Here is a 22,494-nt window from a genome sequence, read left to right as displayed (position 1 = left end):
GGCAATGCCCTTGGAGGGAGGCCAATGTCCCTAAGATTTACCCTAAACCCCACCCTGCGTTTTTGGTTCAGTGTGTTGCTGGTAACTTGGTTACTGGGGCTACTGGGGCTAGGCTGGTTAGTGCAATCCTTTCTGGTGCTGTTTTTCATCTTGATGTTGACCCCTGTACTCCTTTTTGCAGGGTTACAACTTTGGTTTCGCTGGAAGTTGGTGACGGCGGCTTGCCCAGTGTGTGGCTTTGAATTTAGTAGTTTGAAGAATACCCAAACCCAATGCCCCGCCTGTGGCGAAATCCTGATGGTGCGCGATCGCCAGTTTCAACGCTTGGCTCCCCCCGGCACCATTGATGTCCAAGCAGTAGAAGTCAGTCACTCAGTGATTGAGGACTAGCCACAGTGGTATGATTAGCCCAAGATTGTTGGTCGCTGGCAAGAGGCCCGATGCGACAATCCCTGTCTATGCTTAGATTTGTTACAGGATGCCCTATGCGACAACTGAACTTCTTGATGATATTTGTCATTGGCTTGGGCTTAGTTCTCTTTAGTATTCAGAATACCGAACCCGTAAGTATTAAGTTCTTTGAAGGGAAAGTGATTCAAGCCCCATTGTGCATTGAACTCATCGTGGCCATGGGCATTGGTGCCGTCTTTGCTTGGGTCTTTAACGTCTGGGTACAGGTGCAGCGCATCTTTACAATCCGGGTGGAAATGGAAGCCCGCGATGAGCAAATTGCCCACCTTGAGGAGGATGTGGAACGCTACAAAGCTGCCCTTGAGGAGCAACAACGCCTCTTGCCCAGTGTCAGCAGTGCCTCGACGGAAAAGTAGCCGAGAGCCTTGAAAATTCGTTAGGCTAGGAAATGATTAACTTTTGTTATTTTGTGTTAATCGGCGTGTCCTATGGCTACCTCTCTGGCTGTTGAAAAGAAAAAGTTAAAAAATCCGCCCCTGCAATTGCACTATTTGGGCGATCGCGTGCTGCGTCAACCCGCCAAACGGGTCAGCAAAGTGGATGACAGTATCCGCGATATTGTGCGGAAAATGCTGCAAACCATGTACAGTGCCGATGGCATTGGCTTGGCGGCACCGCAGGTGGGCATCAATAAGCAAATTCTTGTCATTGATATTCATCCCGATGACCCCGAGGCAGAACCGTTGGTGATGATTAACCCGGTCATTAAGGACTTCAGTGAAGACCTTGAAGTCTGCCAAGAGGGCTGCCTGAGTATTCCGGGGGTGTACCTAGAGGTGCGTCGTCCGGCCATGGTGGAGGTGGCCTACAAAGATGAGTGGGGGCGTCCCCAAGTCATCATGGCGGGTGGGCTACTGGCGCGGGCGATCCAGCATGAAATTGATCACCTGACGGGGGTGATGTTTGTCGATCGCGTCGAGAACCAAGCCCTACTGCGCCACGAACTCAAAGAGCATGGGTTTACCGCCAGTGCCGTGCGTCCCATTGCTGCCTAACCCTGAGGATCATCGTCTGTGGCCAAGAGTTATCTATACCTACTGGGTGCCTGTGTGGCAGCGATCGCCACGGTGGGTTGTGTTTTTGAACTGAGTTCGGGAGAAGCCCAGTTGGGAACCCTTCCAACTACCGTGATTTTGCTCCTCAGTGTGCCCCTTGGTTTAGTAGCCTTTGTAACGGCGGTGCGCCTTGCCCGTGCCAGCGATCGCCCCTGATGGATTGGAATCTGCTATGACGCTCACCTACCCTGACGACTTGCAATATCTCGACAGCCATGAGTACCTGCGCCTTGAGGGCGATACAGCCACCCTCGGCATTAGTGCCTTTGCCGTCGATCAACTGGGGGATATTGTCTTTGTTGAGTTGCCTGCCGTTGGCGATGTCCTAGAACCCGGCGAACGCTTTGGCACCATTGAGTCGGTCAAGGCCGTTGAGGATCTCTATGCACCCCTCGCCGGAACCGTGATTGAGGTCAATCAAGCTGTCATTGACAACCCGGAGCAAATTGCTGCCGATCCCTATGGGGAGGGGTGGTTGGTGAAGGTGCAAGTCAGTACCCCCCCTACGGGACTCCTCTCAGCAGCGGATTATCGTGCCCTTGTGGAAGGAGCGTAGGTGCTAACAAGCGGCTTGCAAGTCCTTGTGGATGGATTGGCCACAGGGAGTGTTTATGCCATCTTTGCCCTCGGCTATACCCTTGTCTTCTCGATTTTGGGCATCATCAACTTTGCCCACGGTGCTGTTTTTGCCATTGGCGCTTATCTCACCTATGCCCTCTTAGGGGGACGCTTTGGCTTTAATGGTCTGTTGGCCAATGGACAGCTTCCCATTGCCTTACCCTTTGCGCTGGCCTTAGTTCTCAGTGCCCTTGGCTGTGGCCTGTTGGGGGTTGGCATTGATTGGGTCGTCTTTCGACCCCTGCGGCAACAGCGCGCCGATACCCTCTTGACCGTGGTGGCCAGCCTTGGGGCGGCTGTTCTCCTCACCAACCTGATCCAGTATTTGGTGGGTGCCGAAGTCTATACCTATCCCGATCAACTCTGGGGGGGATTGCCCCTCACCCTGCGATTGGGGGACATTGCCCTGCGCACTAGTCAATTTGTCATCTTTGCCGTGGCCGTGGTTTTGATGATTGCCCTGACCTATTGGGTCAAAGGGACGCGCATGGGGAAAGGATTGCAAGCGGTGGCCGAAAATCCGACTGCCGCGACATTACTGGGCATTGATAGCGATCGCATTATTCAAGTGACGTTTTTTGTCAGCAGTGCTTTGGCTGCCGTTGCTGGTACCCTCGTCGCCCTGAGTGTTGGGATTACGGGGCCGCAGTTTGGCGTGATCTTTGGTCTCAAGGGGTTAGCGGTGATTGTTCTGGGGGGCCTAGGGAGCTTACCGGGGACAATGTTGGCGGGCTTTTTGCTGGGACTAGTGGAGGCAATGGTGCCTGCCGCTGCTTCGGGGTTTCGGGATGCTGCGGCCTTTGCGATTCTCTTTCTGGTGCTGCTTGTGCGCCCCCAAGGGCTGTTGGGGCAGCCCCCAGTGGAAAAAGTTTAAGGCTGTTGAATTAGTAGTTGACTGCTGTGGCTAGAGCCGTACTACTGGCGGGCACTAATTCCACCTTCAAACTGACGCCAAATTGGCTTTCAAAGGGTTCTTTTTTGTAGTTGACACTCCAAATTTCCAGTTCACAGCGATCGCTCGGATCAGCGGGATGTACCTGCACACAAAACTCCCGTTGTAGAGCGCGCCACTCACAGGTAATGTGATCCACGGCCCCAATTTGTCGCCGATCCAAGGCCGAAGCCAGCCGTAGAATCGCACTCAGTTGCTCGACAATTTGCCGTTCTCGCCGTCCCACCAGTTGGCGGAAGTTTTCATGCTTTTTCTTGGGGGGACTCTTGCGGTGATAGCGACAGAGGTTGGCAATGATCTCGATTTCCGTATCGGTGTAGCCGAGCAGACCCCCATGGCGCACAAGGTAGTAGGAATGTTTGTGGTGGGCAGAATGGCTGACGTAGTGACCGGCATTGTGGAGAATCGCTGCTGCCCAGAGGAGTTCTCGCTCTGCTTCTGTCCAGTTGTGGAGAATCCCTTGGGTGCGATCAAAGAGTGTCAGGGCGAAATCGGCCACCCGTTCACTGCTGGCAAGATTGACATGGAACTTTTGCGCCAAACTGTAGGTACTGCGCTGACGCACCGAGCTTTGATAGCGGAGGCGGTCTTCAATCAGGCCGTGGGTAAGCATCCAGTCCACAATGATGCCTTCCCGCAGGGCGCGATCGCAGGTGATCAGGCTGGTTTGACCAAGCATCTCCATGGCCTCAGCGAGAATCACTGCCCCTGCAACAATAATTTCAGCGCGCCGCTCCGACATCCCCAAGAGTTGACAGCGCTGGTTAAAGTTGAGTCGCCGCAATTTGGCCACAAGTGCCTTTAAGTCCCCTAGCGTCAGTTCATAGCCGCGTAGGGAGGGGGGACAAGCACCAAGGCGATCGCAGGTGTGAATCATCATCAGGCTTTCAATTGTGCCTGAGGTACCCACCAATTGCGGTTTTTCATGGGGACCAAGCTGCTGCCGTAGGTCTTCAACAACACGATCCAACATTCCCCGCACATAGGCGCGCAGGGCCGCATAGTCCTGATCGCTAATGGGATCGCTTTTGACAAATAAGTCCGTCAGGCGTACTGCCCCCACTTTGGTACTGCTGAGGTAGCGGGGTTCATGACCATCCCCCAAGATTAACTCTGTGGAGCCACCGCCAATGTCAATGATGATGTGGGGCTTGCCGTTGAACTCTAGCCCCGAGAGCACCCCCAAGTAGATGCGCCGCGCTTCCTCTTCACCGGAAATTAGATCAATCGTCAGGCCGGTCTCTTCCTTGACCCGCTCTAAAAACTCGCGACCATTGGGGGCTTCGCGCACCGCACTGGTGGCCACGCCAATAATTTCTTCGGCCTTCAGACCCGTGGCCAATTCGCGACAGCGGCGCAGGGTGGCGATCGCCCGCTTCATCGCTTCCTCTGTCAGTTGCCCCGTAATTTGGCAACGTTCCCCCAGCCGCACCATATCTTTTTCAGCAGCAATGATTTTGAAACTGGGTAAACTGGGCTGAATTTGCACCACCACCATGTGAATTGAGTTTGTCCCAACATCAATGGCCGCCAGAATGCGATCGCTGAGATTCACTGCTCGCCACAGGTGGAGATGTTGTTCAGCCGTCATTGGACTTGTAACAAAGGAGACAAACACCCCCTATCCTACCCTAAGTGTTTCCCGTTAGATGATCCTTAATCTTGGCAGCAATACGCGAGCCTAAATAATCGGGAATCACACTGCCATTGGGTCCCAGCAGATAGAGTAACAGTCGCACCCGTCCCTGCCAAAGCATAAAGTTGATATTCACCACCAGCAGTTCCTCTTGCCAAATGGCGTGCATCACCTTGTAGAGCAACGCCGGATGATTGGTGGACTCCACCAACAGTGCCGGCAGATGAAAGACCTGATCCTGATAAAAGCTGGTGGTAATTTGCGGCAGGCCTTCGTTGAGGTTAAACTCCATGGCCAGCATTTCCTCAACGGCAAATTCACCACTGAGGGTCTGTTGGAGGGCACGGCGCACGCTTTCACTACGCTTTTTCGTCAGGGGTTTGCCCTGCTCTGAGAGCACCAGTTTGACAAACACCAGCATCGGTGGTCGCACATGGCCATAGAGCGAGACATTGTGAATTGTCAGCTTGTAGGCGGCCATCACCCCAAAGAGATCACTGAGCAGGTAAGAGTGATTGCGGTGGGCAAAGTGGAGAACAGAGCGATCGCCCTCAGGGACAATCTGAATCACCGCCTGATTGGTCTTATGAATTTGAAACCCCAGTTTCAGGTTTTGCAGTTGCACATCCCGACCAACAAATTGCTCATAAAAGTCCGGAAAGGAGCGGTTGAATCGCTTCAGGACATCAAGGTTACGCAGTTGAAAATCGGAAACCATGGGTGAGAGTCGCTATACTATAGCCTAGGCCGGGTTACACTTGGTCGTTTCCCCATCTCCAGCATACTTGCATGAGCTTCTGGAAATCGCTGTTCAATTCGCAACCGACTGCCAGCGCCACCACGACGTCCCCTAGTGTAGGTTCTCAGGTAGAGCGGGACAATGGCAGCGAAAGCCAAATTATTTTCAGCAAAGAAAAAGATATTGATGTCTATGAACTCGAGGAACTTTGTGATGCCGTGGGCTGGTCGCGCCGCCCCATTCGCAAGGTGAAAAAAGCAATTCAGCATAGCTTTTTAGTGATCTCGATGTGGGAGCAGCGGGGTGCCTATCGTCGCCTCATTGGTTTTTCGCGTGCGACCTCGGATCACGCCTTTAATGCCACGATTTGGGATGTGGTCGTGCATCCAGAGTTTCAGGGACGGGGGCTGGGCAAAGAATTAATGCGGCAGATGATCAAAGAACTGCGCAGCGAGGACATCAGCAACATTACCCTCTTTGCGGATCCCCATGTTGTCGACTTTTACCGTCAGTTGGGTTTTCGTCCGGATCCCGAGGGGATTAAGGGGATGTTTTGGTACCCCAATTCCCGCTAGGCTCGATAATCAATAACGTAGCCGAAATCATCCTTTGCCATGAGCCAAATCCCCCTCGTCACTGAGGCTGAGATTGCTGCTGAAGGCCTCAAGCCCCAAGAGTACACCGAAATTGTCCGCCGCCTTGGCCGCCATCCCAACCGCGCGGAATTGGGCATGTTTGGGGTGATGTGGTCAGAGCATTGCTGCTACAAAAACTCCCGTCCCCTGCTCAAGCAGTTTCCCACCCAAGGGGCACGGGTACTGGTCGGTCCCGGTGAGAATGCCGGCGTCGTGGACTTAGGGGATGGCTTGCGCCTTGCTTTTAAGATTGAGTCCCACAATCATCCCTCGGCCATTGAACCCTTTCAGGGGGCAGCGACCGGCGTGGGGGGGATTCTGCGGGATATTTTTACGATGGGGGCGCGTCCCATTGCCCTGCTGAACGCCCTGCGCTTTGGCGATCTCAAGGAAGCCAAAACCCAACAATTGGTGAAAGGAGTCGTGGCGGGTATTGCCCACTATGGCAACTGTGTCGGTGTGCCCACGGTGGGGGGCGAGGTCTATTTTGACCCTTGCTATGCCGGTAACCCCTTGGTGAATGCCATGGCCTTGGGCCTCATGGAAACCCCAGAAATTGTTAAATCGGGAGCGAGTGGCATTGGCAATCCGGTGCTGTATGTGGGATCTACAACGGGTCGTGATGGCATGGGGGGGGCTAGTTTTGCCAGTGCCGAACTCACTGATGAATCAATGAGCGATCGCCCCGCCGTCCAAGTGGGGGATCCCTTCATGGAAAAATGCCTCATTGAAGCCTGTCTGGAAGCCTTTCAAACGGGGGCAGTGGTGGCCGCCCAAGATATGGGGGCAGCGGGCTTGACCTGCTCGACCTCGGAAATGGCTGCCAAAGGCGGTGTCGGTATTGAACTGGACTTGGACAAAGTGCCCGTACGGGAACAGGGGATGGTGCCCTACGAGTTTCTCCTTTCGGAATCCCAAGAACGGATGCTCTTTGTGGCGGCGCAAGGGCGGGAAGCCGAACTGATTGAGATTTTCCATCGTTGGGGCTTGCAGGCGGTGGTTGTGGGTCGCGTCATTGCTGAACCGCTGGTGCGGGTGCTTTACCGCGGCGAGGTGGCCGCAGAGGTGCCTGCCCGTGCCCTTGCCGAAGATACCCCCCTCTATGAGCGACAGTGTCCCAGTGAGCCACCTGTCTATGTCCAACAGGCGCGGCAATGGTCGGTGGATCAATTGGCGCTACCGGCGCGATCGCCCGCGGAGATTTTGCTCACTCTTCTCGCCACCCCCAGTATTGCCTCTAAAGCATGGGTCTATCGTCAGTACGATCACGAGGTGCAAAACAACACCCTCGTCTTCCCCGGTGATGCTGATGCAGCGGTCATTCGCCTGCGGGGCACCTCCAAAGGGATTGCGGCGACGGTCGATTGCCCCAGCCGCTATGTGTATCTGGATCCCTACGAAGGCGGCAAAGCAGCTGTGGCCGAAGCCGCTCGTAATCTGAGTTGTGTGGGGGCAGAGCCTCTGGCCGTCACCGATAACCTCAACTTTGGCAGTCCCGAAACGCCCGTAGGTTACTGGCAGTTGGCCCATGCCTGCCGCGGTCTTGCGGAGGCCTGCCGGGCTCTACAAACGCCAGTCACGGGTGGCAATGTCTCCCTCTACAACGAAACAATTGATCGCAATGGCCAACCACAGCCGATTTATCCGACCCCCGTGGTGGGGATGGTGGGGTTGATTCCCGATTTGCAGCGGGTTGTCGGTCAGGGCTGGCGATCGCCCGGAGATGCCATTTACCTATTGGGGTTGCCTCTGACCACGCCCTTGAGTGATCCGCGCCTGAGCCTCGGTGGGTCGGAATACCTTGCCCAGATCCATGGCCTTGTGGCGGGGCGTCCACCTCAGATTGATTTAGACCTAGAGCAGCGAGTGCAGGCGGTGTGTCGCTATGGCATTCAGCAGGGGTGGGTTGCCAGTGCCCACGATCTCAGCGAGGGGGGCTTGGCCGTGGCCTTGGCGGAAAGCTGTCTCAGCAGCCAACGGGGGGCAACGATTCAATTGCCAGCGGGCACCTATCCGCGGTGGGATGTGCTGCTGTTTGCTGAAGGGGGGGCGCGCATTCTGGTTTCGGTGCCGCCAGCGGCACAGACGGTGTGGGAAGCCTATGTGCAGGCGCAACTGCCCAATGCTTGGACACGCCTAGGGGTTGTTAATGGTGAACATACAGAACTGTGTATTGACACCTGTGACAATTCTCCGCTTATCAAGGTTACGATGGAAGAGTTAGCTCTTGCGTGGCGATCGCCCCTGCCGAAGTATTTGGACTAAATGACAGAACAACAATTTGCTGATAAGCCGGAAGAAGCCTGTGGTGTCTTTGGGGTCTATGCCCCGGGGGCGGATGTGGCTCGCCTCGCCTACTTTGGTCTCTATGCCCTGCAACATCGAGGTCAGGAATCGGCGGGAATTGCCACATTTGCGGGTGACACCGTCCACTGTTACAAGGATATGGGCTTGGTCTCCCAAGTCTTTGACGAAGAGATTCTTGGAGGGCTGGTGGGAGATTTGGCTGTCGGCCACAACCGCTACTCGACCACCGGTTCTAGTCGCATTGTCAATGCGCAACCCGTTGTGGTGGACACTCGCCTTGGGCCTTTGGCCTTAGCCCACAACGGTAACTTAGTGAATACCTACGCTCTGCGCGAACAAGTCCTAGCCTGTGATGCCCCTACGGCGGTGTTAGCCAGTACCACAGATTCGGAACTCATTGCTTGGGCGATCGCCCAAGCCGTGGCCACCGGTCAATCTTGGTCAGAGGGGATCATTACCGCTGCTCAACAGTGCCAAGGGGCTTTTAGTCTAGTGATGGGGACACCAGCAGGATTGTTTGGCCTGCGAGATGCCCATGGCATTCGTCCCTTAATGATTGGCCGCCTCATGGGTGAGACCACGCCCCATTACGTGCTAGCTTCTGAAACCTGTGCCCTCGATATTATTGGTGCGGACTATGTGCGGGAGGTGGAGCCTGGGGAACTCGTCCACATTAGTGCCGACGGGATTGGCAGTGTGCAATGGGCAGAGTCGCAACGCAAGCTGTGTATCTTTGAGATGATTTACTTTGCCCGCCCTGACAGTGTGATGCAGGGGGAGAGCCTCTATAGCTACCGGCAGCGGTTGGGACAGCAGTTGGGTTGCGAAGCTCCCGCCGAGGCGGACATCGTCATTCCTGTACCGGATTCCGGTATCCCTGCCGCCATTGGCTTTTCCCAAGCGACGGGGGTGCCCTACGCCGAAGGCTTGATTAAAAATCGCTATGTGGGGCGGACGTTTATTCAACCTACCCAGTCGATGCGGGAGTCGGGAATTCGCATGAAACTGAATCCGCTGCGGGATGTGCTGATGGGACAGCGGGTGGTGATTGTGGATGACTCGATTGTGCGGGGCACCACTAGCCGCAAAATTGTCAAAGCGCTGCGGGATGCCGGTGCAGTGGAAGTACATATGCGCATTTCCTCGCCGCCGGTCACTCACCCGTGCTTCTATGGCATTGACACCGATACCCAAGATCAACTGATTGCAGCCACCAAGTCCGTGGCTGAGATTGCCGCTCAGATTGGTGTCGATTCCCTGAGCTATCTCAGTTGGCAGGGAATGATTGCCGCCACTTATGATACGGGCGATCGCTTTTGTTCCGCCTGCTTTACGGGCAAGTACCCGATTAGCATCCCAGAGCCAGTGAAACGGCAAAAGTTGGTGCTTGAGCAAATTCCCCAATGAGTTTGGACTACGGTCACTGGCCTTCGATCCTCTCTGCCGCCGAAGTCAGTGCTGCGGCCACCAGTCTCAGTGAATTGCGCGCCACTCCCCTAGGTTTGGTGGGGTTAGAGCGGCGTCCCCAAGAAAAGGGGCGAGTAGTGCTGGTGCGTCAAGGGCAAGAACTTTTGGCTGCCCCTTGGAGTGCGCGATCGCGCGTGAATGAGTATGGCGGCGGTGCCTACTGGTACCACGGTGATCAGATTTACTTTGTCAATGATGCCGATCAGGGAATCTATGCCCTTGGGGAACCCAGCCCTCAGTTAATCTATCAAGCGGCGAATACGCGCTTTGCCGATGGTTGCGTCGATCCTTGGCGCGATCGCCTGTTGTGTGTCGAAGAGGCGCATTTTGCCGATGGCTCCAGCCAACAGTCCATTGTTGCCATTCACCTGTCGGGAAAACGGACAGTGCTGGTTCAAGGAGCGGGCTTCTATGCGGCGCCACGCTTGAGTCCAGGGGGCAACACCTTGGTTTGGTTGCAATGGTCAGCACCGCAGATGCCTTGGGATGGCTGTGAACTCTGGGGGGCAACCCTCAATGACGACGGCTCCCTTGGTACCCCCTACCGTATTGCTGGCAGCAGCGATGAATCGGTTCAGCAACCCCAATGGCAGGGAGAGACCCTCTACTACATCAGCGATCGCTCTGGCTGGTGGAATCTCTACCGCTACCGTGATGGCCACCATGAACCTGTTTGGCAGGCCAGTTATGATGCCGGTGTGCCCCTGTGGGTCTTTGGTCAATCCACCTATGCTTTGGTGAACCCGGAAACGGTGGTGTTAACCTATAGCGATCGCGGCCTATGGCGGCTGGCAGTCGTCTCCCTAGCCACGGGTGAGTGGCAAACTGTCCCGACGGACTACACTGAGATTCATTCTCTCGTTCGCCTGAGCGATCGCGCCGTTGCCTTGATTGGCAGTTCGCCCCTGTTGCCCCCCCATATTGTTGAGTTCAATCTGGATGACGGCACCACCACACCGCTGCAACCCATTGCTTCTCCTCTGCCACGGGAGTGGATTTCCCAGCCCGAGGTGATGGAATTTCCGACGAGTGACAGCGCAACCGCCTACGGCTTTTTCTACCCGCCCCAAAATCCCCAAGTACAGCCCCCGGCAGACTCACGCCCCCCCTTAATCGTGAGAAGTCATGGCGGGCCAACGGCAGCCAGTGGCACAGGTCTCGATTTGCGCATCCAGTTTTGGACTAGTCGCGGCTTTGCGGTGTTGGATGTCAACTATCGTGGCAGTACGGGTTATGGTCGTGCCTATCGCAATGCCCTGCGGGGACAGTGGGGCGTGGTGGATGTGGCGGACTGTAGCGCTGGGGCAGAGTATTTAGTTCGCCAAGGAAAGGTGGATGGCGATCGCTTAGCCATTCGCGGCAGCAGTGCTGGGGGCTATACCACTCTGTGTGCCCTGACGTTTACGACAACCTTCCATGTGGGAGCAAGTTACTACGGCATTGGTGATCTCCTTAGCCTGCTCAAGGAAACCCATGCTTTTGAAGCCCATTATTTTGATCAACTGATTGCCCCCTATCCCGCAGGGGCAGACCTCTACCGCCAGCGATCGCCCCTCTACCATGCGGATCGCCTCACCTGTCCGGTGATTTTCTTTCAGGGGCTAAAGGATGTCGTTGTTCCCCCCAGCCAAGCGGAACAGATGGTAGCCGCCCTTCAGGCCAAGAGCATTCCCGTAGAATATTACACCTTTGCCGAAGAGGGACACGGCTTCCGCCAAAGCAGCACGATCGCCACCGCCCTTGAGGCAGAATTAAAGTTTTATCAAAGGCGTTTACTCAACGGCTAGAAGAACAATGTTTACTGGCATTATTCAGGCGATCGGTGTCCTCCAGCAACGCTCCGAGTCCCAGTTGGCAATTAACGCTACCGATGCCCCTTTCCTTGCTGAGGTGGCCATTGGCGATAGTATTGCTGTGGATGGGGTCTGCCTCACAGTGGAAACAGTTGATGCCACGGGGTTTACGGTCAGTGTCTCCCCGGAAACGCTGCAACGCACCACATTGGCGGCCAAAGCGGCAGCAGGCGCAATGGTGAACCTAGAACCTGCCCTGCGCGTTGGGGATAGGGTGGGAGGGCATTTTGTGACCGGTCATGTGGATGGTGTGGGTAGCGTGCTAGCGATCGCGCCCACAGGCACGAGTTGGGAATTCACCTTCTCTGCCCCTGCAGCGGTAGCAACCTACATCATCCCCAAGGGCAGCATTGCCATCAATGGCATTAGCCTCACCGTTGCCCATTGCAATGAAAAAGGGGATGAATTCAGCATTGCTGTCATCCCCCATACCTATGCAGAAACGACGTTGCAATTTCTTAGGGTTGGCGATGGTGTGAACCTAGAGGCGGATCTGTTGGGCAAATATACCCGCAAGTTTCTCCAGCCTCAAGACGCCTCAACCGCAGTCGAAATTGACCTCGCCTTTCTCCAAGCCCATGGCTACGCCTAGGATCATTATTTTTTCTTCTTGGCAGTCCGAGACTTGCCACCAGATTTTTTGGCAGCAGCACCAAATCCCTTACTTTCAGCCGTAGGTTCAGCGACTGGTTCAGGGTTTTTGGCAGCAGGCTCAGCCACTGGTTCCACTGTCTGCTCAGAAACTGTGACAGGTTCTGGGGCTGGCTCGTCAGGTGTTGTTTCCGCTGCTGGTTCAGGGGCACTCACTTCAGGTGGGGCAGTTTCGGCCACTTCTGGGGGTGCTTTGGCCGTTTTTGCGGCAGCACTCATGGCTTGGGTTTGGGCAGCCACCTCTTCAGCAAGGTTGGTTTCTTGCTTCTCAATCCCCTCACCGAGGACAAAGCGTTGGAAGCGGCGAATCTGGATATTTTCCCCCAGTTCGGCAATGTGCTCTTTGACCAACTCTTCAACGGTCTTGGACTGATCGCGGATAAAGGGCTGGTTGAGCAGGCACAGCTCTTTGAGGGTTTTCTCTAGTTTGCCAGCAACGATTTTCTCCTTGACTTCCGGAGGTTTCCCCTTGAGAGCATCGGAGCCAAGGGCAATCTGGCGTTCTTTTTCCTTGTACTCAGCGGGAATATCATTCACTGAGACAAATTCCACATTGGGGCAAGCGGCAATTTGCTTGGCAATGTCTTGGACAAGGGCTTTGAATTTCTCGTTGCGAGCCACAAAGTCGGTCTCACAGTTCACCTCCACCAGCACGCCAATGCGCCCGCCAGTGTGAATGTAGCTATCCACCAGACCTTCACTGGTGACGCGCCCGGCTTTTTTACCCGCAGAGGCTAGACCCTTTTGCCGCAACCAAGCAATGGCGGCTTCCATATCGCCGTTGGACTCCTGCAAGGCTTTCTTGCAGTCCATCATGCCGGCACCGGTTTTGTCCCGCAGTTCTTTGACTAGTTTGGCTGAAATCTCTGCCATGATCTGTTCCTCAAGGATTAAGCGTCAGAATCATCTGGAATATCTAGGGCGTCAGCATCACCATCGTCGCTGGCGGTCATCCCATCGTCGTCCTCATCACCGAGATCCGCTTCTGGTTCGTCCAACTGACCATGGCGGCCTTCGTAAATGGCATCGGCTAGTTTACCCACAATCAGCTTAATCGAACGGATGGCATCATCGTTAGCGGGAATGGGAATATCCACTTGATTGGGGTCGCAGTTGGTATCCAGCAGCGCCACGATCGGAATCCCCAATTTGTGGCACTCGGCAACGGCGTTGTATTCCCGCTTGACATCAACAATAATCGCGACATCAGGAAGCCGCCGCATCTGTTTAATCCCGCCAAGGTATTTTTGCAAACGTGCCAGTTCTCGCCGCAGGGCTGAAGCCTCCTGTTTTGGCCGCAGATCAATGAGGCCATTTTCCTCCATGCTTTCTAATTCTTTGAGGCGATCGACACGGGTTTTGATGGTATTCCAGTTGGTGAGCATCCCCCCCAGCCAGCGCTGGTTGACGTAGTAACTGCCGCAGCGGAGCGCTTCCTGTTCGACAATGCCGGCGGCTTGGCGCTTGGTACCAATAAACAAAAAGCGTTTGCCTTTTTCAGCGGCGTTGCGGATGTAGTTGTAGGCTTCATCCACCAGTTGGGCGGTTTGCACGAGGTCAATGATGTGCACCCCATTGCGAACCGTGAAGATGTAGGGTGCCATCCGGGGGTTCCAGCGGCGGGCTTGGTGGCCAAAGTGAACCCCTGCCTCCAGCATTTGGGCAAGGCTAAGAACTGCCATTGAGTTGTACTCCTATGGGTTAAACAACCATCCGTCCATCATCCGGTGAGGACACCCAAGGGGACGAATGTGAAAGATTTGCAGATTTACTATCATAGCCAATGATCAAGGCTGTTGGAAAGCTCAATCCACAGTGATTTGGTAGCGTCGTGATCTTGACGCTCAGGGGTGGCCAACCTATTCTGTAAAGATTCAAGACGGCTGGATGGTGCTGAACGTTGGATATTTCCCGCTTGCGATCGCAATGGCAACAAATTCACGGTGACGAAACCTCTGAAGCCGTTATTGAGCAGCACTTTGTGCAACCGCTCCTGAGTGTGTTGGGCTTTGGCGATCGCGATCGCGTCTCCTCTTTTGACACAGGTATGGGCATTGCCGATGTGGCAGCCCGTTTTCCCCGCGAACATCAGCCTCCTTTTTGTCAGACTCAAGTTGACCCCGATTTAATTGTGGAGATTAAACCCCCTGCCCGTCGCTCCCGCAATACCCCCAGTCAAACTGTGGTCTTGAGCCTTGAGAATGGGTCTACCCATCATAGCCGTGCTCTGCAACAACTCCGCCAACTTCTCAGGGGTTGCCATTGCCAAGGAACCGCTTGGGGGTTGATCACGAATGCCCGCCATCTACAGCTTTTTCAACGCCATGGTCACTTGGTCTATCCAGTGACGCCCAACTATGAACTGACGGGCGATCGCCTTGAGGGCATTATCGAAGACCTCAAAACCTGCTTGCGATCGCGCCCCCGTGCCACCACCCTCTGTCTCTATAACCATAAGGGGGGAGTGGGCAAAACCACCACCACGATTAACTTGGGCGCCACCCTTGCTGTGGCAGATGCCGCTGTCTTGCTTATTGATTGCGACCCCCAAGGGGATCTCAGCCGCGCCCTTGAGCTAACCCCCACCAGTACGACCCTTGCGGCTTGTCTGCAAAACCCTGATGAGCCGATTACGGCTACGATTCGCCCTTTTGACCTGCGCATCCGCACCAGCAGCAGTATCAAGTCTGCCCATATTTTTGATGTCATTCCCGCTGCGCCGCAACTGCAAAGCATTCTTATTCAGGCGATGCAAACCCAATATCCACCCATTACTCGCCTGCGGGAACTCCTCGCCCCCTTGCGCGATCGCTACGACTACATCCTCATTGACTGCCCCAGTGCTTGGCTCTTTTTAAGTAAGAGCGCCGTGTATGCCAGTGACGCCGTTTTGATTCCCACCCGCCACACCGATCTCTCCTCCCTCAACAATGCCGCTCAGGTGATTCACCAATTTCTCTTTAATGAAATTCACACATTGCGCCGTGAAGGCGGCCCCCTTCCTTTGCCTATTTTCTTTAATGGTGCTCCCACAACCGACAAGGCAATGGCCGTTGCCCAAACAGAAATTGAACGGATTCTCCAGAAACTCCCCCACCTCACTCCCTACTTTTGGCCACAGTATCAAGCCAATGACACAAGCGTATTTGCCATTCCTGAATATGCCATTATTTCCCGTGCCGCCTTTGCCCGTGTCCCTGCTGTTTTCAAAGATAAGCGCGTCTTAGGCTTCTATCAAACATTGGTGCAGACCTATCTTCGCCCCTTAGCTGCTGTCAATGACCTCCCCTGACCAACAACCTTCCTAACAAGATTTATAAAAAATCTGAAAACAGAAATTGCTTGCTCCCCTAAAATGAAATTACCCCTCCCTGAGCAGCCATCATGACCGAGCCTGTCACCCAATCCCAACTGTCTGAAGTTCTGGAAACCGTGAAGGCAATCCAGTCGCAGTTGACAGAACTCACCCTTGAAGTGAAGGTGGGGCAAGCAGAAATCCGTGAAAAGTTCAACACCATTGATCAGAAATTCAACATCATCGATCAGAAGCTCCAAGCAATGGAGACCAAGTTTGAAGAAAGACTCAATGCCATTGAAGTCAAATTCGATGCAAAGTTCAATACGATGGAAGCGACCATCAATGAACGATTCAAGGCTATTGATGAGAAGTTCAATGTAATGGAAGCCACCATTAATGAAAAATTCAAGACTATTGACGAAAAATTTAACACCATGGAGGCCAAAATCGAGGCCGTTCGCCTAGAAGTACAGAACAATCGCGAACAGTTAGTGGAGCTAGGGAAACGCCAAAGTTCAACGGACAATCGCCTGTGGGCATTACTGGTGGCACTCTTTTTGATGGTGGCAGGACTCTTGGCCAAAATTACACTGTTTGACAGAGTTTAGAGGAAAATTGCTGTGACTCAGTCCCAATTGGCCGAAGTTCTAGGGCGTATCATCAGATCGATTGACCATCGAGGCAGTGTTTTGCTGAGGCATTACTGGCGGACAAAGCCTATGATGCAGATGAGCAGCAGGTGCTAAGACGACTAGCGGAGAAAGGGTGCGCGGCTGTCATTCCGCCCAAGTCTTGTCGTAAACAGCGTCGTGGTTATGACAAAGAACTGTACAAAGCTCGGCACTTGATTGAGAATTTTTTTGCTAGGCTCAAGCCGTATCAAGGGATTGCCACACGTTACGATAAGACAGCGCGAAACTTTTTAGGTGCGATATATCTCGCTGCCGCTGTTATCTGGCTTAACTGATGACCCACCCTAGGCGATCGCCGCAACCTACAAACCAAGTTTTAGTTGGCACAAAACAACCCCTGACACTGAACTCCACTTGTGGCTAATGTTGCAAGTAACTGGGTACCAAGGGCAGTGCATCCTGAAACAGGGGTGTGGTTAAGTAGCGTTCACCAAAGCTCGGCTGCACCATGACAATTAACTTGCTCGCATTTTCGGGTCGTTGAGCCACCTGAATGGCAGCGCAAAGGGCAGCCCCACTGGAAATGCCTGAAAGAAGGCCTTCTTCACGGGCTAGGCGGCGACCAAAATAAATCGCTTGATCATCAGAAACAGTAATCACTTCATCAATAAGTTCCCGTTTGAGAACGGGGGGCACAAAGCCGGCGCCAATACCTTGAATTTTGTGCGGCCCTGGTTTGCCTCCTGAAAGGACAGGACTATTGCTAGGTTCGACAGCGATCGCCTGAAAGCTGGGCTTCTTGGCTTTGATCACTTCTGCCACTCCCGTAATCGTACCTCCAGTACCCACTCCAGCCACCAAAATATCCACTTGACCGTCCGTATCTTGCCAAATTTCGAGGGCAGTGGTTTCACGATGAATCTTGGGATTGGCGGGATTTTTGAATTGTTGCAGCATGAAAGCATCTTCAAGGGAGGCAGCAATTTCTTCGGCGCGACGAATGGCACCACTCATCCCCTCTGTGCCGGGGGTCAAATCCAGCTCTGCTCCATAGGCACGCAGCATAGCTCGCCGCTCTGCACTCATGGTCTCTGGCATAGTGAGAATCAGGCGATAGCCCTTTGCCGCCGCCACCATTGCTAAGGCAATCCCGGTATTGCCCGATGTGGGTTCCACCAAAACCGTCTTACCGGGGGTAATGAGACCCGCTGCTTCTGCCTCCTGAATCATACTCAGGCCAATGCGATCCTTAACCGAGGCCGCAGGATTCATGCTCTCTAGTTTGACGACAATTTCTGCCACACAGCCTTCCGCTTGGGGAATGCGGTTCAGGCGTACAAGGGGCGTCCGACCAATGAGGGCAGTAATATCGGGGGCAATGTTCATGGGATATCAATCTCCAATTCAAGACAAAAACCTTAGAAAAATTAGATGAATGTCAACCCCAGCCTAGATGTAGTACATGACATCCACTTGCTGGTAAGCCTGCCGCCGATCGCACAAATCCTGAAGGGTATGCTTTTTCAAAACATCATTGGCTGCTGCGCAGGCCTCTAGCCACACTGAACGGATCAGACTACGCTCCAGATCGCCCTTTTCAGGCGGCTTTTGGGCGAGCTTGGACTCAATCCCCTCGATACAGTTGAGCACGTCCAAAATTGAGATTTGCCAAGGTGCTTTTGCCAGCAAGTAGCCACCCCGGGCGCCCCGCTGACTGCGAATCAGCCCCTTGCGGCGTAGGGTCGCCATCAGTTGCTCCAGATAGCGATCGGGAATGTTGTGAAGGGCAGCAATTTGGCGAATTTGTAGCGGCTCCGCCTGTTCATAGGCCGCTGACATTTCCAAGAGCGCCAAGAGGGCGTACTCACTTTTGGCAGACAGTTCCACAAGACGTTTGGCACACGCACGACATTGAGCAGATTGCCCAACCCATAGTATATCCTACTTCTTGATCGGGATTTAGGAGATTCTTAAGAATCTTCACCGTAGCGCTGGTTGCAACCTCGAGAATTCACGGCATTGCGCAAACGCCCTTCAGCAACTTCACTCGAAAAACCGGCTAGACTGAAAAGAGGCTCTAGCTTCATGCCCACGTCTGCCCGATGGTAAGAATTCTGGCCATTGAAACCAGTTGTGATGAAACGGCAGCAGCCGTAGTGTGCGATCGCGCCATTGAAAGTCATGTGATTGCCTCCCAAGTACGTGCCCATCAACCCTTTGGCGGTGTCGTACCGGAAGTCGCCTCCCGTGCCCACTTGGAAAACATTAACGGCGTGATCACAGCAGCGATGAGTGAGGCCGGTTGTGATTGGTCTGCCATTGATGCCATTGCTGTCACCTGTGCTCCCGGATTGGTGGGGTCGCTGCTCATTGGGGTTACGGCGGCAAAAACCCTTGCCCTTGTGCAGCAAAAACCGTTCTTGGGAATTCACCACCTTGAAGGCCACCTCTATGCCTCCTACTTAGCGGAACCGACCCTTGAACCACCGTTTCTCTGCCTCTTGGTGTCTGGCGGGCATACCAGTCTCATTGGCGTTTATGGCTGTGGCGAGTACCAACTCTTTGGCCAAACGCGGGATGATGCGGCGGGGGAAGCCTACGATAAGGTAGCACGCCTACTGGGCTTGGGCTATCCAGGGGGGCCAGTGCTCGATCGCTTGGCGCAGCAGGGCAATCCAGAGGCCTTTGATCTACCAGAGGGAAATATCCGCCTCCCCGATGGCAAGGTGCATCCCTACGATTCCAGTTTTAGTGGGCTGAAAACCGCAGTGGCACGACTCGTGGAGGAGCTGCGTCAAACCCATGATGAATTGCCGGTGGCTGACCTTGCGGCCAGTTTTCAGAAGGCGGTGGCACAGGCCTTGACCAAGCGGGCGATCGCGGCAGCAGTGGATCATGGATTCAAAACCCTCGCCATTGGGGGAGGCGTAGCGGCAAATTCTGGACTGCGACAACACCTGACTGCGGCTGCTGAACCCTTGGGGCTACAGTTGATTTTTCCGCCTCTGCGGCTATGTACCGATAATGCAGCGATGATTGGCTGTGCGGCAGTGGATCATTTCCAGCGGGGCGATCGCTCCCCCTTGGAGCTGACAGCCCGTTCACGCCTCAGCTTGCTGGAGATTTCTGCCCTCTATGCAGCCACGCCCCTCGCAGTGAGTTAATCGCGATCGAGCCTAAAAAGAACACCAGTTGACAGACCACAATACTCGGCCCCGATGGCCAATTCATCCCTGCTGACAAGAGCATACCAACAATGGCACTGCCTACCCCTACTAGGGCCGCCAAAACCACGTACTGCGAAAATTGCCGACTCCACAGGCGAGCGCCACAGGCGGGAATCACCACAAAAGCACTAATGAGCAATACCCCCACTGTCTTAATCGAGACGGCAACCACCAAGGCCAATAGGGTGATAAACAGCAGCCGCTGAATCCCCACCGCCGCCCCCCGCGCCACCGCCAAGGCCTCATTCACTGTGATTAACAATTGCACCCGTAACGTGAGCAGGATGAAAGTGCCGACAAGGGCGCAGAGCATGCCACTCATGACGAGATCGGCTGGGCGCACCGCCAAAATATCGCCAAAGAGTAAATTATTTAGCCCCCCCTGATAGCGATCGCTGATACTCAGCAAAATCACCGCCAGCGCTAAGGAGGCTGAGTAGATGATATTCAAGAGGGCATCCGTCCACAGTCGCGTATGCTCCAGCAGATAGGTCACCCCGAGGGCAAACACCACGGCAAAGGGCAGCAACATCACGGAGGGATTCAATCCTAGAATAATTCCTAGGCTAATTCCCAGTAGGGCTGAGTGCCCCAAGGCATCACTAAAAAAAGAAAGTTGCCGCAGGATTGTAAAGCTACCGAGGGCACCCGCCATCCCTCCCGTAAAGATCCCTGCCCACAGTGCCCGCTGCATAAAGGGCAACTGCAACAGCTCAATCATTCGTTCCAAAATCATGGGGACTTCTGTTTAGCGCCTGCCAAAGAGGAATAGAAGAATAATATGCTATTGAACGAGGTGGTTGTGAGGATGGGGCTGCGTGTATCGTTTGCTGGCACCTGCCAAAATTAATCTCTTTTTACAAATTGTTGGCAATTGTTTAGATGGCAGTGGCTACCACGAGCTGGTAATGGTCATGCAGGCGGTTTCCCTCATGGATCGCATTGAACTCATCCCGCGGCGCGATCGCCAAATTAAAGTCCATTGCACCAACCCGGCTGTCCCCTGCGATCAACGAAATCTCGCCTACAAAGCAGCGGCCTTACTCCAGCAGCATTTTCCCGATCTCGATGGCGTTGAAATTTTCATTGAAAAACGAATTCCTATGGGGGCAGGCTTGGCCGGGGGTTCCACCAATGGAGCAGCGGTACTCGTGGGCTTAGATCTCCTGTGGCAGTTGGGTCTGACGCAAGCGGAATTGCAAACCTTTGCAGCGCAATTGGGGGCTGATGTGCCCTTCTGTCTGCAAGGGGGAACCGCCTTAGCCCTAGGGCGCGGTGAACAGTTGACACCCCTAGCGGATTTACAGGGATTAACTGTGATCCTAGGGAAGTATCGCTCCCTCAGTGTGGCCACCCCTTGGGCCTATCAAACCTATCGGCAAGAATTCGCCGCCACCTATGCCCAAACCCCCAACGAGCAGGAAAAAGCCCGCCAAGAGGGGGGATCCGCAACCCTGTTACAGGCCATTCAGCAGCGTGACATCGCCAAATTGGCCGCCAGCCTCCGTAATGATTTAGAGAAGGTAGTGTTGCCCCGCTATCCGTTGGTGGCAGAGTTAAAGGAGCAATTCCTCGCCGCTGGGGCGATCGCCAGCATGATGTCAGGATCTGGGCCAACAGTGTTTGCCCTAGCGCCCTCTGCCGATGAAGGTTACAGCATCATGCAACGGGTACGGCGCGCCCTACCAGACCCCGACCTTGATCTATGGATCTGTGAGTGCTGTCCCCACGGCATTCAGTTGGAGACGCCCTAGGCAAACTCCTCAAGATAGTCTTGAATTTCTCGGCGCCGTTGGGGCTGCCGCAACTTTTGCAGGGCACGGTGCTCAATTTGGCGAATCCGCTCCCGACTCAGTCCCAGCAGTGCCGCAATTTCCGCCATCTCAAGGGCGGGCTGCTCGCCGAGGCCATAGCGCAGTTCCATCACTTGCCGCTCACGGGGCGATAGATCACTGAGGAGTTGCTTCAAAGTAGTACGCAGGGACTCACGCATGATCACTTGATTGGGGGTGGGGGCAGTGGATTCAATTAGCTCCTGCAATTCCGTTTCTTGGTCGGAGCCAACCCGCTGTTCCAAGGCCACGGATTTGGGAACAGCCATGAGCACTTCCCGCACCTGTGACACCTCCAGATTCAGTTCTTGGGCAATGTCCGCTAGACTGGGCATCGCGCCTTGTTGAGCCGCAAGACGCCGTTGGGCACGCTTAATTTTATTGAGTTTTTCCACCATGTGAATGGGCAAGCGGATTGTGCGGCTTTGGCTAGCAACGGCACGGGTGACACTTTGGCGAATCCACCAGTAGGCATAGGTGCTAAAGCGAAATCCCTTGGTCGGATCGAATTTTTCAACGGCACGTTCTAGACCCAAACTCCCCTCTTGGATCAGATCTAAAAATTCCACGCCGCGATGTTGATATTTTTTGGCAATATTCACCACCAAGCGCAGGTTGGCTTGCAGCAATTGGGTTTTTGCCCGCTGTCCTTGCCGCTCAATGTGCTGAAGTTCACTTAGGGTCATATTCGCTGCCTTTGCCCAAGCTTGACGACCCGCCTGCACACAGGTTTGCAATTCAGCCACACTCATCTTAAGTCGCGCAGCCCATTGGGTACGGGTAAGGGGACGCCCCAACTGCCGCTGCTGGCGATCGCGCTCCCTCACAGCCGCCACATAGCGCTTGATCTGGGGGTCATCGGACTGATCTCGCACTGCGAGCAGAGCTTGGTACTGCTGAACCTGTTGGGCAAGGCGCAGTTCTTGGCTAGGGGTGAGCAAGGGCACACGGCCAATTTCCTGCAAATACTGCCGCACCAAATCCGTTGTCAATGGACGATCGGACACGGGTTGAATGGGGGTAGCCACCATAGGACAACTCAACTCACAACATCGAGAATTCAGCTCGATAGTGGTATTCTCTGCCCTTGGCGAGGGGGAGGGCAGTGATGGAGCTGGTGC

Annotated in this window: 23 protein-coding genes and 1 pseudogene; 16 read left to right on the top strand and 8 right to left on the bottom strand. The window is 54.4% G+C overall.

Features of this window, described 5'->3' with window-relative positions; genetic code table 11:
* The first annotated feature begins 24 nt into the window (after positions 1 to 24).
* From RHI63_RS09740 to RHI63_RS09715, 6 genes are all read left to right on the top strand, one after another.
* On the top strand, positions 25 to 390 hold the full coding sequence (locus RHI63_RS09740; protein ID WP_206199993.1) for a hypothetical protein: 366 nt from the start codon (positions 25 to 27) through the stop codon (positions 388 to 390).
* Positions 391 to 485: 95 nt separating this feature from the next.
* Positions 486 to 827, top strand: a complete 342-nt coding sequence (locus RHI63_RS09735) for a LapA family protein (protein ID WP_149818967.1) — start codon at positions 486 to 488, stop codon at positions 825 to 827.
* A 72-nt stretch (positions 828 to 899) separates the two neighbouring features.
* On the top strand, positions 900 to 1,466 hold the full coding sequence (gene def / locus RHI63_RS09730) for a peptide deformylase (protein WP_149818965.1): 567 nt from the start codon (positions 900 to 902) through the stop codon (positions 1,464 to 1,466).
* Between the two features lie 18 nt (positions 1,467 to 1,484).
* The gene (locus RHI63_RS09725) at positions 1,485 to 1,682 is read left to right on the top strand and encodes a hypothetical protein (RefSeq protein ID WP_206199992.1); all 198 of its coding nucleotides are present in this window, start codon (positions 1,485 to 1,487) and stop codon (positions 1,680 to 1,682) included.
* Between the two features lie 16 nt (positions 1,683 to 1,698).
* A complete protein-coding gene (gene gcvH, locus RHI63_RS09720) occupies positions 1,699 to 2,082 on the top strand; it encodes a glycine cleavage system protein GcvH (protein ID WP_206199991.1) in 384 nt (127 codons plus the stop codon).
* Positions 2,083 to 3,018: a branched-chain amino acid ABC transporter permease gene (locus RHI63_RS09715; protein ID WP_206199990.1), complete on the top strand. Its 936-nt coding sequence runs from the start codon at positions 2,083 to 2,085 to the stop codon at positions 3,016 to 3,018.
* A 10-nt stretch (positions 3,019 to 3,028) separates the two neighbouring features.
* Here RHI63_RS09715 and RHI63_RS09710 read toward each other — a convergent pair whose 3' ends face one another.
* Together RHI63_RS09710 and RHI63_RS09705 are read right to left on the bottom strand one after the other, a co-directional pair.
* Positions 3,029 to 4,687: a Ppx/GppA phosphatase family protein gene (locus RHI63_RS09710; RefSeq protein WP_310744492.1), complete on the bottom strand. Its 1,659-nt coding sequence runs from the start codon at positions 4,685 to 4,687 to the stop codon at positions 3,029 to 3,031.
* 40 nt (positions 4,688 to 4,727) lie between these two features.
* The gene (locus tag RHI63_RS09705) at positions 4,728 to 5,450 is read right to left on the bottom strand and encodes a hypothetical protein (RefSeq protein ID WP_149818954.1); all 723 of its coding nucleotides are present in this window, start codon (positions 5,448 to 5,450) and stop codon (positions 4,728 to 4,730) included.
* A 71-nt stretch (positions 5,451 to 5,521) separates the two neighbouring features.
* On the opposite strand from RHI63_RS09705, the gene RHI63_RS09700 reads away from it, so the two are divergent.
* Genes RHI63_RS09700 through RHI63_RS09680 form a run of 5 tightly spaced genes read left to right on the top strand, consistent with a single transcriptional unit; the run spans position 5,522 to position 12,325 of the window.
* On the top strand, positions 5,522 to 6,046 hold the full coding sequence (locus tag RHI63_RS09700; protein ID WP_302677753.1) for a GNAT family N-acetyltransferase: 525 nt from the start codon (positions 5,522 to 5,524) through the stop codon (positions 6,044 to 6,046).
* A 39-nt stretch (positions 6,047 to 6,085) separates the two neighbouring features.
* Positions 6,086 to 8,371: a phosphoribosylformylglycinamidine synthase subunit PurL gene (gene purL / locus RHI63_RS09695; RefSeq protein ID WP_310821531.1), complete on the top strand. Its 2,286-nt coding sequence runs from the start codon at positions 6,086 to 6,088 to the stop codon at positions 8,369 to 8,371.
* Positions 8,372 to 9,820 (top strand): amidophosphoribosyltransferase, encoded by a 1,449-nt coding sequence (purF, locus tag RHI63_RS09690; protein ID WP_206199985.1) that lies wholly within the window; start codon positions 8,372 to 8,374, stop codon positions 9,818 to 9,820. It begins immediately after the preceding gene.
* A complete protein-coding gene (locus RHI63_RS09685) occupies positions 9,817 to 11,667 on the top strand; it encodes a prolyl oligopeptidase family serine peptidase (protein WP_206199984.1) in 1,851 nt (616 codons plus the stop codon). The genes purF and RHI63_RS09685 overlap by 4 nt, the downstream gene beginning before the upstream one ends.
* Before the next feature lie 7 nt (positions 11,668 to 11,674).
* Positions 11,675 to 12,325 (top strand): riboflavin synthase, encoded by a 651-nt coding sequence (locus RHI63_RS09680; RefSeq protein WP_302678174.1) that lies wholly within the window; start codon positions 11,675 to 11,677, stop codon positions 12,323 to 12,325.
* A 5-nt stretch (positions 12,326 to 12,330) separates the two neighbouring features.
* Here the strand turns inward: RHI63_RS09680 and tsf are convergent, their stop codons facing one another.
* Both tsf and rpsB read right to left on the bottom strand, forming a co-directional pair.
* Positions 12,331 to 13,257: a translation elongation factor Ts gene (gene tsf, locus RHI63_RS09675; RefSeq protein ID WP_206199982.1), complete on the bottom strand. Its 927-nt coding sequence runs from the start codon at positions 13,255 to 13,257 to the stop codon at positions 12,331 to 12,333.
* Positions 13,258 to 13,274: 17 nt separating this feature from the next.
* Positions 13,275 to 14,066 carry a 30S ribosomal protein S2 gene (rpsB, locus tag RHI63_RS09670; RefSeq protein ID WP_149818942.1) on the bottom strand — a complete coding sequence of 264 codons (792 nt, stop codon included), beginning with the start codon at positions 14,064 to 14,066 and terminating at the stop codon, positions 13,275 to 13,277.
* 218 nt (positions 14,067 to 14,284) lie between these two features.
* On the opposite strand from rpsB, the gene RHI63_RS09665 reads away from it, so the two are divergent.
* The 3 genes and pseudogenes from RHI63_RS09665 to RHI63_RS09655 all read left to right on the top strand — a co-directional run.
* Positions 14,285 to 15,676, top strand: coding sequence for a ParA family protein (locus RHI63_RS09665; RefSeq protein WP_310821530.1), 1,392 nt, complete (start codon positions 14,285 to 14,287; stop codon positions 15,674 to 15,676).
* 92 nt (positions 15,677 to 15,768) lie between these two features.
* Positions 15,769 to 16,290 carry a hypothetical protein gene (locus RHI63_RS09660; RefSeq protein WP_206199980.1) on the top strand — a complete coding sequence of 174 codons (522 nt, stop codon included), beginning with the start codon at positions 15,769 to 15,771 and terminating at the stop codon, positions 16,288 to 16,290.
* A gap of 83 nt (positions 16,291 to 16,373) precedes the next feature.
* Positions 16,374 to 16,649, top strand: a pseudogene (locus tag RHI63_RS09655) (transposase); the annotation flags it as partial.
* 85 nt (positions 16,650 to 16,734) lie between these two features.
* On the opposite strand, the gene cysK reads toward RHI63_RS09655, so the two are convergent.
* Both cysK and RHI63_RS09645 read right to left on the bottom strand, forming a co-directional pair.
* The gene (gene cysK / locus RHI63_RS09650) at positions 16,735 to 17,700 is read right to left on the bottom strand and encodes a cysteine synthase A (protein ID WP_310821529.1); all 966 of its coding nucleotides are present in this window, start codon (positions 17,698 to 17,700) and stop codon (positions 16,735 to 16,737) included.
* A gap of 63 nt (positions 17,701 to 17,763) precedes the next feature.
* Complete coding sequence (locus tag RHI63_RS09645) at positions 17,764 to 18,201, bottom strand: Rrf2 family transcriptional regulator (protein WP_149818936.1); 438 nt, start codon at positions 18,199 to 18,201, stop codon at positions 17,764 to 17,766.
* 215 nt (positions 18,202 to 18,416) lie between these two features.
* On the opposite strand from RHI63_RS09645, the gene tsaD reads away from it, so the two are divergent.
* Complete coding sequence (gene tsaD, locus RHI63_RS09640; RefSeq protein WP_302678173.1) at positions 18,417 to 19,478, top strand: tRNA (adenosine(37)-N6)-threonylcarbamoyltransferase complex transferase subunit TsaD; 1,062 nt, start codon at positions 18,417 to 18,419, stop codon at positions 19,476 to 19,478.
* Here the strand turns inward: tsaD and RHI63_RS09635 are convergent.
* Positions 19,423 to 20,277, bottom strand: a complete 855-nt coding sequence (locus RHI63_RS09635) for a metal ABC transporter permease (protein WP_310438138.1) — start codon at positions 20,275 to 20,277, stop codon at positions 19,423 to 19,425. The genes tsaD and RHI63_RS09635 overlap by 56 nt on opposite strands.
* An 82-nt stretch (positions 20,278 to 20,359) precedes the next feature.
* Here RHI63_RS09635 and ispE point away from each other — a divergent pair, with 82 nt between their 5' ends.
* Positions 20,360 to 21,295 (top strand): 4-(cytidine 5'-diphospho)-2-C-methyl-D-erythritol kinase, encoded by a 936-nt coding sequence (gene ispE / locus RHI63_RS09630; RefSeq protein WP_310821528.1) that lies wholly within the window; start codon positions 20,360 to 20,362, stop codon positions 21,293 to 21,295.
* On the opposite strand, the gene RHI63_RS09625 is transcribed toward ispE, so the two are convergent.
* Complete coding sequence (locus RHI63_RS09625; RefSeq protein ID WP_206199975.1) at positions 21,292 to 22,404, bottom strand: sigma-70 family RNA polymerase sigma factor; 1,113 nt, start codon at positions 22,402 to 22,404, stop codon at positions 21,292 to 21,294. The two genes, ispE and RHI63_RS09625, sit on opposite strands and share 4 nt — an antisense overlap.
* Between the last annotated feature and the right edge of the window lie 90 nt (positions 22,405 to 22,494).

It is taken from the genome of Thermosynechococcus sp. GLH187, assembly GCF_031583395.1.
Classification (GTDB): domain Bacteria; phylum Cyanobacteriota; class Cyanobacteriia; order Thermosynechococcales; family Thermosynechococcaceae; genus Thermosynechococcus.
This window is presented reverse-complemented; position numbering and strand designations above follow the sequence as displayed.

Bases quoted from the DNA above. Each gene is read 5' to 3' on its own strand.
- RHI63_RS09740 (WP_206199993.1), top strand. From the start codon at position 25: ATGTCCCTAAGATTTACCCTAAACCCCACCCTGCGTTTTTGGTTCAGT.
- RHI63_RS09735 (WP_149818967.1), top strand. From the start codon at position 486: ATGCGACAACTGAACTTCTTGATGATATTTGTCATTGGCTTGGGCTTA.
- def (WP_149818965.1), top strand. From the start codon at position 900: ATGGCTACCTCTCTGGCTGTTGAAAAGAAAAAGTTAAAAAATCCGCCC.
- gcvH (WP_206199991.1), top strand. From the start codon at position 1,699: ATGACGCTCACCTACCCTGACGACTTGCAATATCTCGACAGCCATGAG.
- RHI63_RS09710 (WP_310744492.1), bottom strand. From the start codon at position 4,687: ATGACGGCTGAACAACATCTCCACCTGTGGCGAGCAGTGAATCTCAGC.
- RHI63_RS09705 (WP_149818954.1), bottom strand. From the start codon at position 5,450: ATGGTTTCCGATTTTCAACTGCGTAACCTTGATGTCCTGAAGCGATTC.
- RHI63_RS09700 (WP_302677753.1), top strand. From the start codon at position 5,522: ATGAGCTTCTGGAAATCGCTGTTCAATTCGCAACCGACTGCCAGCGCC.
- purL (WP_310821531.1), top strand. From the start codon at position 6,086: ATGAGCCAAATCCCCCTCGTCACTGAGGCTGAGATTGCTGCTGAAGGC.
- purF (WP_206199985.1), top strand. From the start codon at position 8,372: ATGACAGAACAACAATTTGCTGATAAGCCGGAAGAAGCCTGTGGTGTC.
- RHI63_RS09685 (WP_206199984.1), top strand. From the start codon at position 9,817: ATGAGTTTGGACTACGGTCACTGGCCTTCGATCCTCTCTGCCGCCGAA.
- RHI63_RS09680 (WP_302678174.1), top strand. From the start codon at position 11,675: ATGTTTACTGGCATTATTCAGGCGATCGGTGTCCTCCAGCAACGCTCC.
- tsf (WP_206199982.1), bottom strand. From the start codon at position 13,257: ATGGCAGAGATTTCAGCCAAACTAGTCAAAGAACTGCGGGACAAAACC.
- rpsB (WP_149818942.1), bottom strand. From the start codon at position 14,066: ATGGCAGTTCTTAGCCTTGCCCAAATGCTGGAGGCAGGGGTTCACTTT.
- RHI63_RS09660 (WP_206199980.1), top strand. From the start codon at position 15,769: ATGACCGAGCCTGTCACCCAATCCCAACTGTCTGAAGTTCTGGAAACC.
- cysK (WP_310821529.1), bottom strand. From the start codon at position 17,700: ATGAACATTGCCCCCGATATTACTGCCCTCATTGGTCGGACGCCCCTT.
- tsaD (WP_302678173.1), top strand. From the start codon at position 18,417: ATGGTAAGAATTCTGGCCATTGAAACCAGTTGTGATGAAACGGCAGCA.
- RHI63_RS09635 (WP_310438138.1), bottom strand. From the start codon at position 20,277: ATGATTTTGGAACGAATGATTGAGCTGTTGCAGTTGCCCTTTATGCAG.
- RHI63_RS09625 (WP_206199975.1), bottom strand. From the start codon at position 22,404: ATGGTGGCTACCCCCATTCAACCCGTGTCCGATCGTCCATTGACAACG.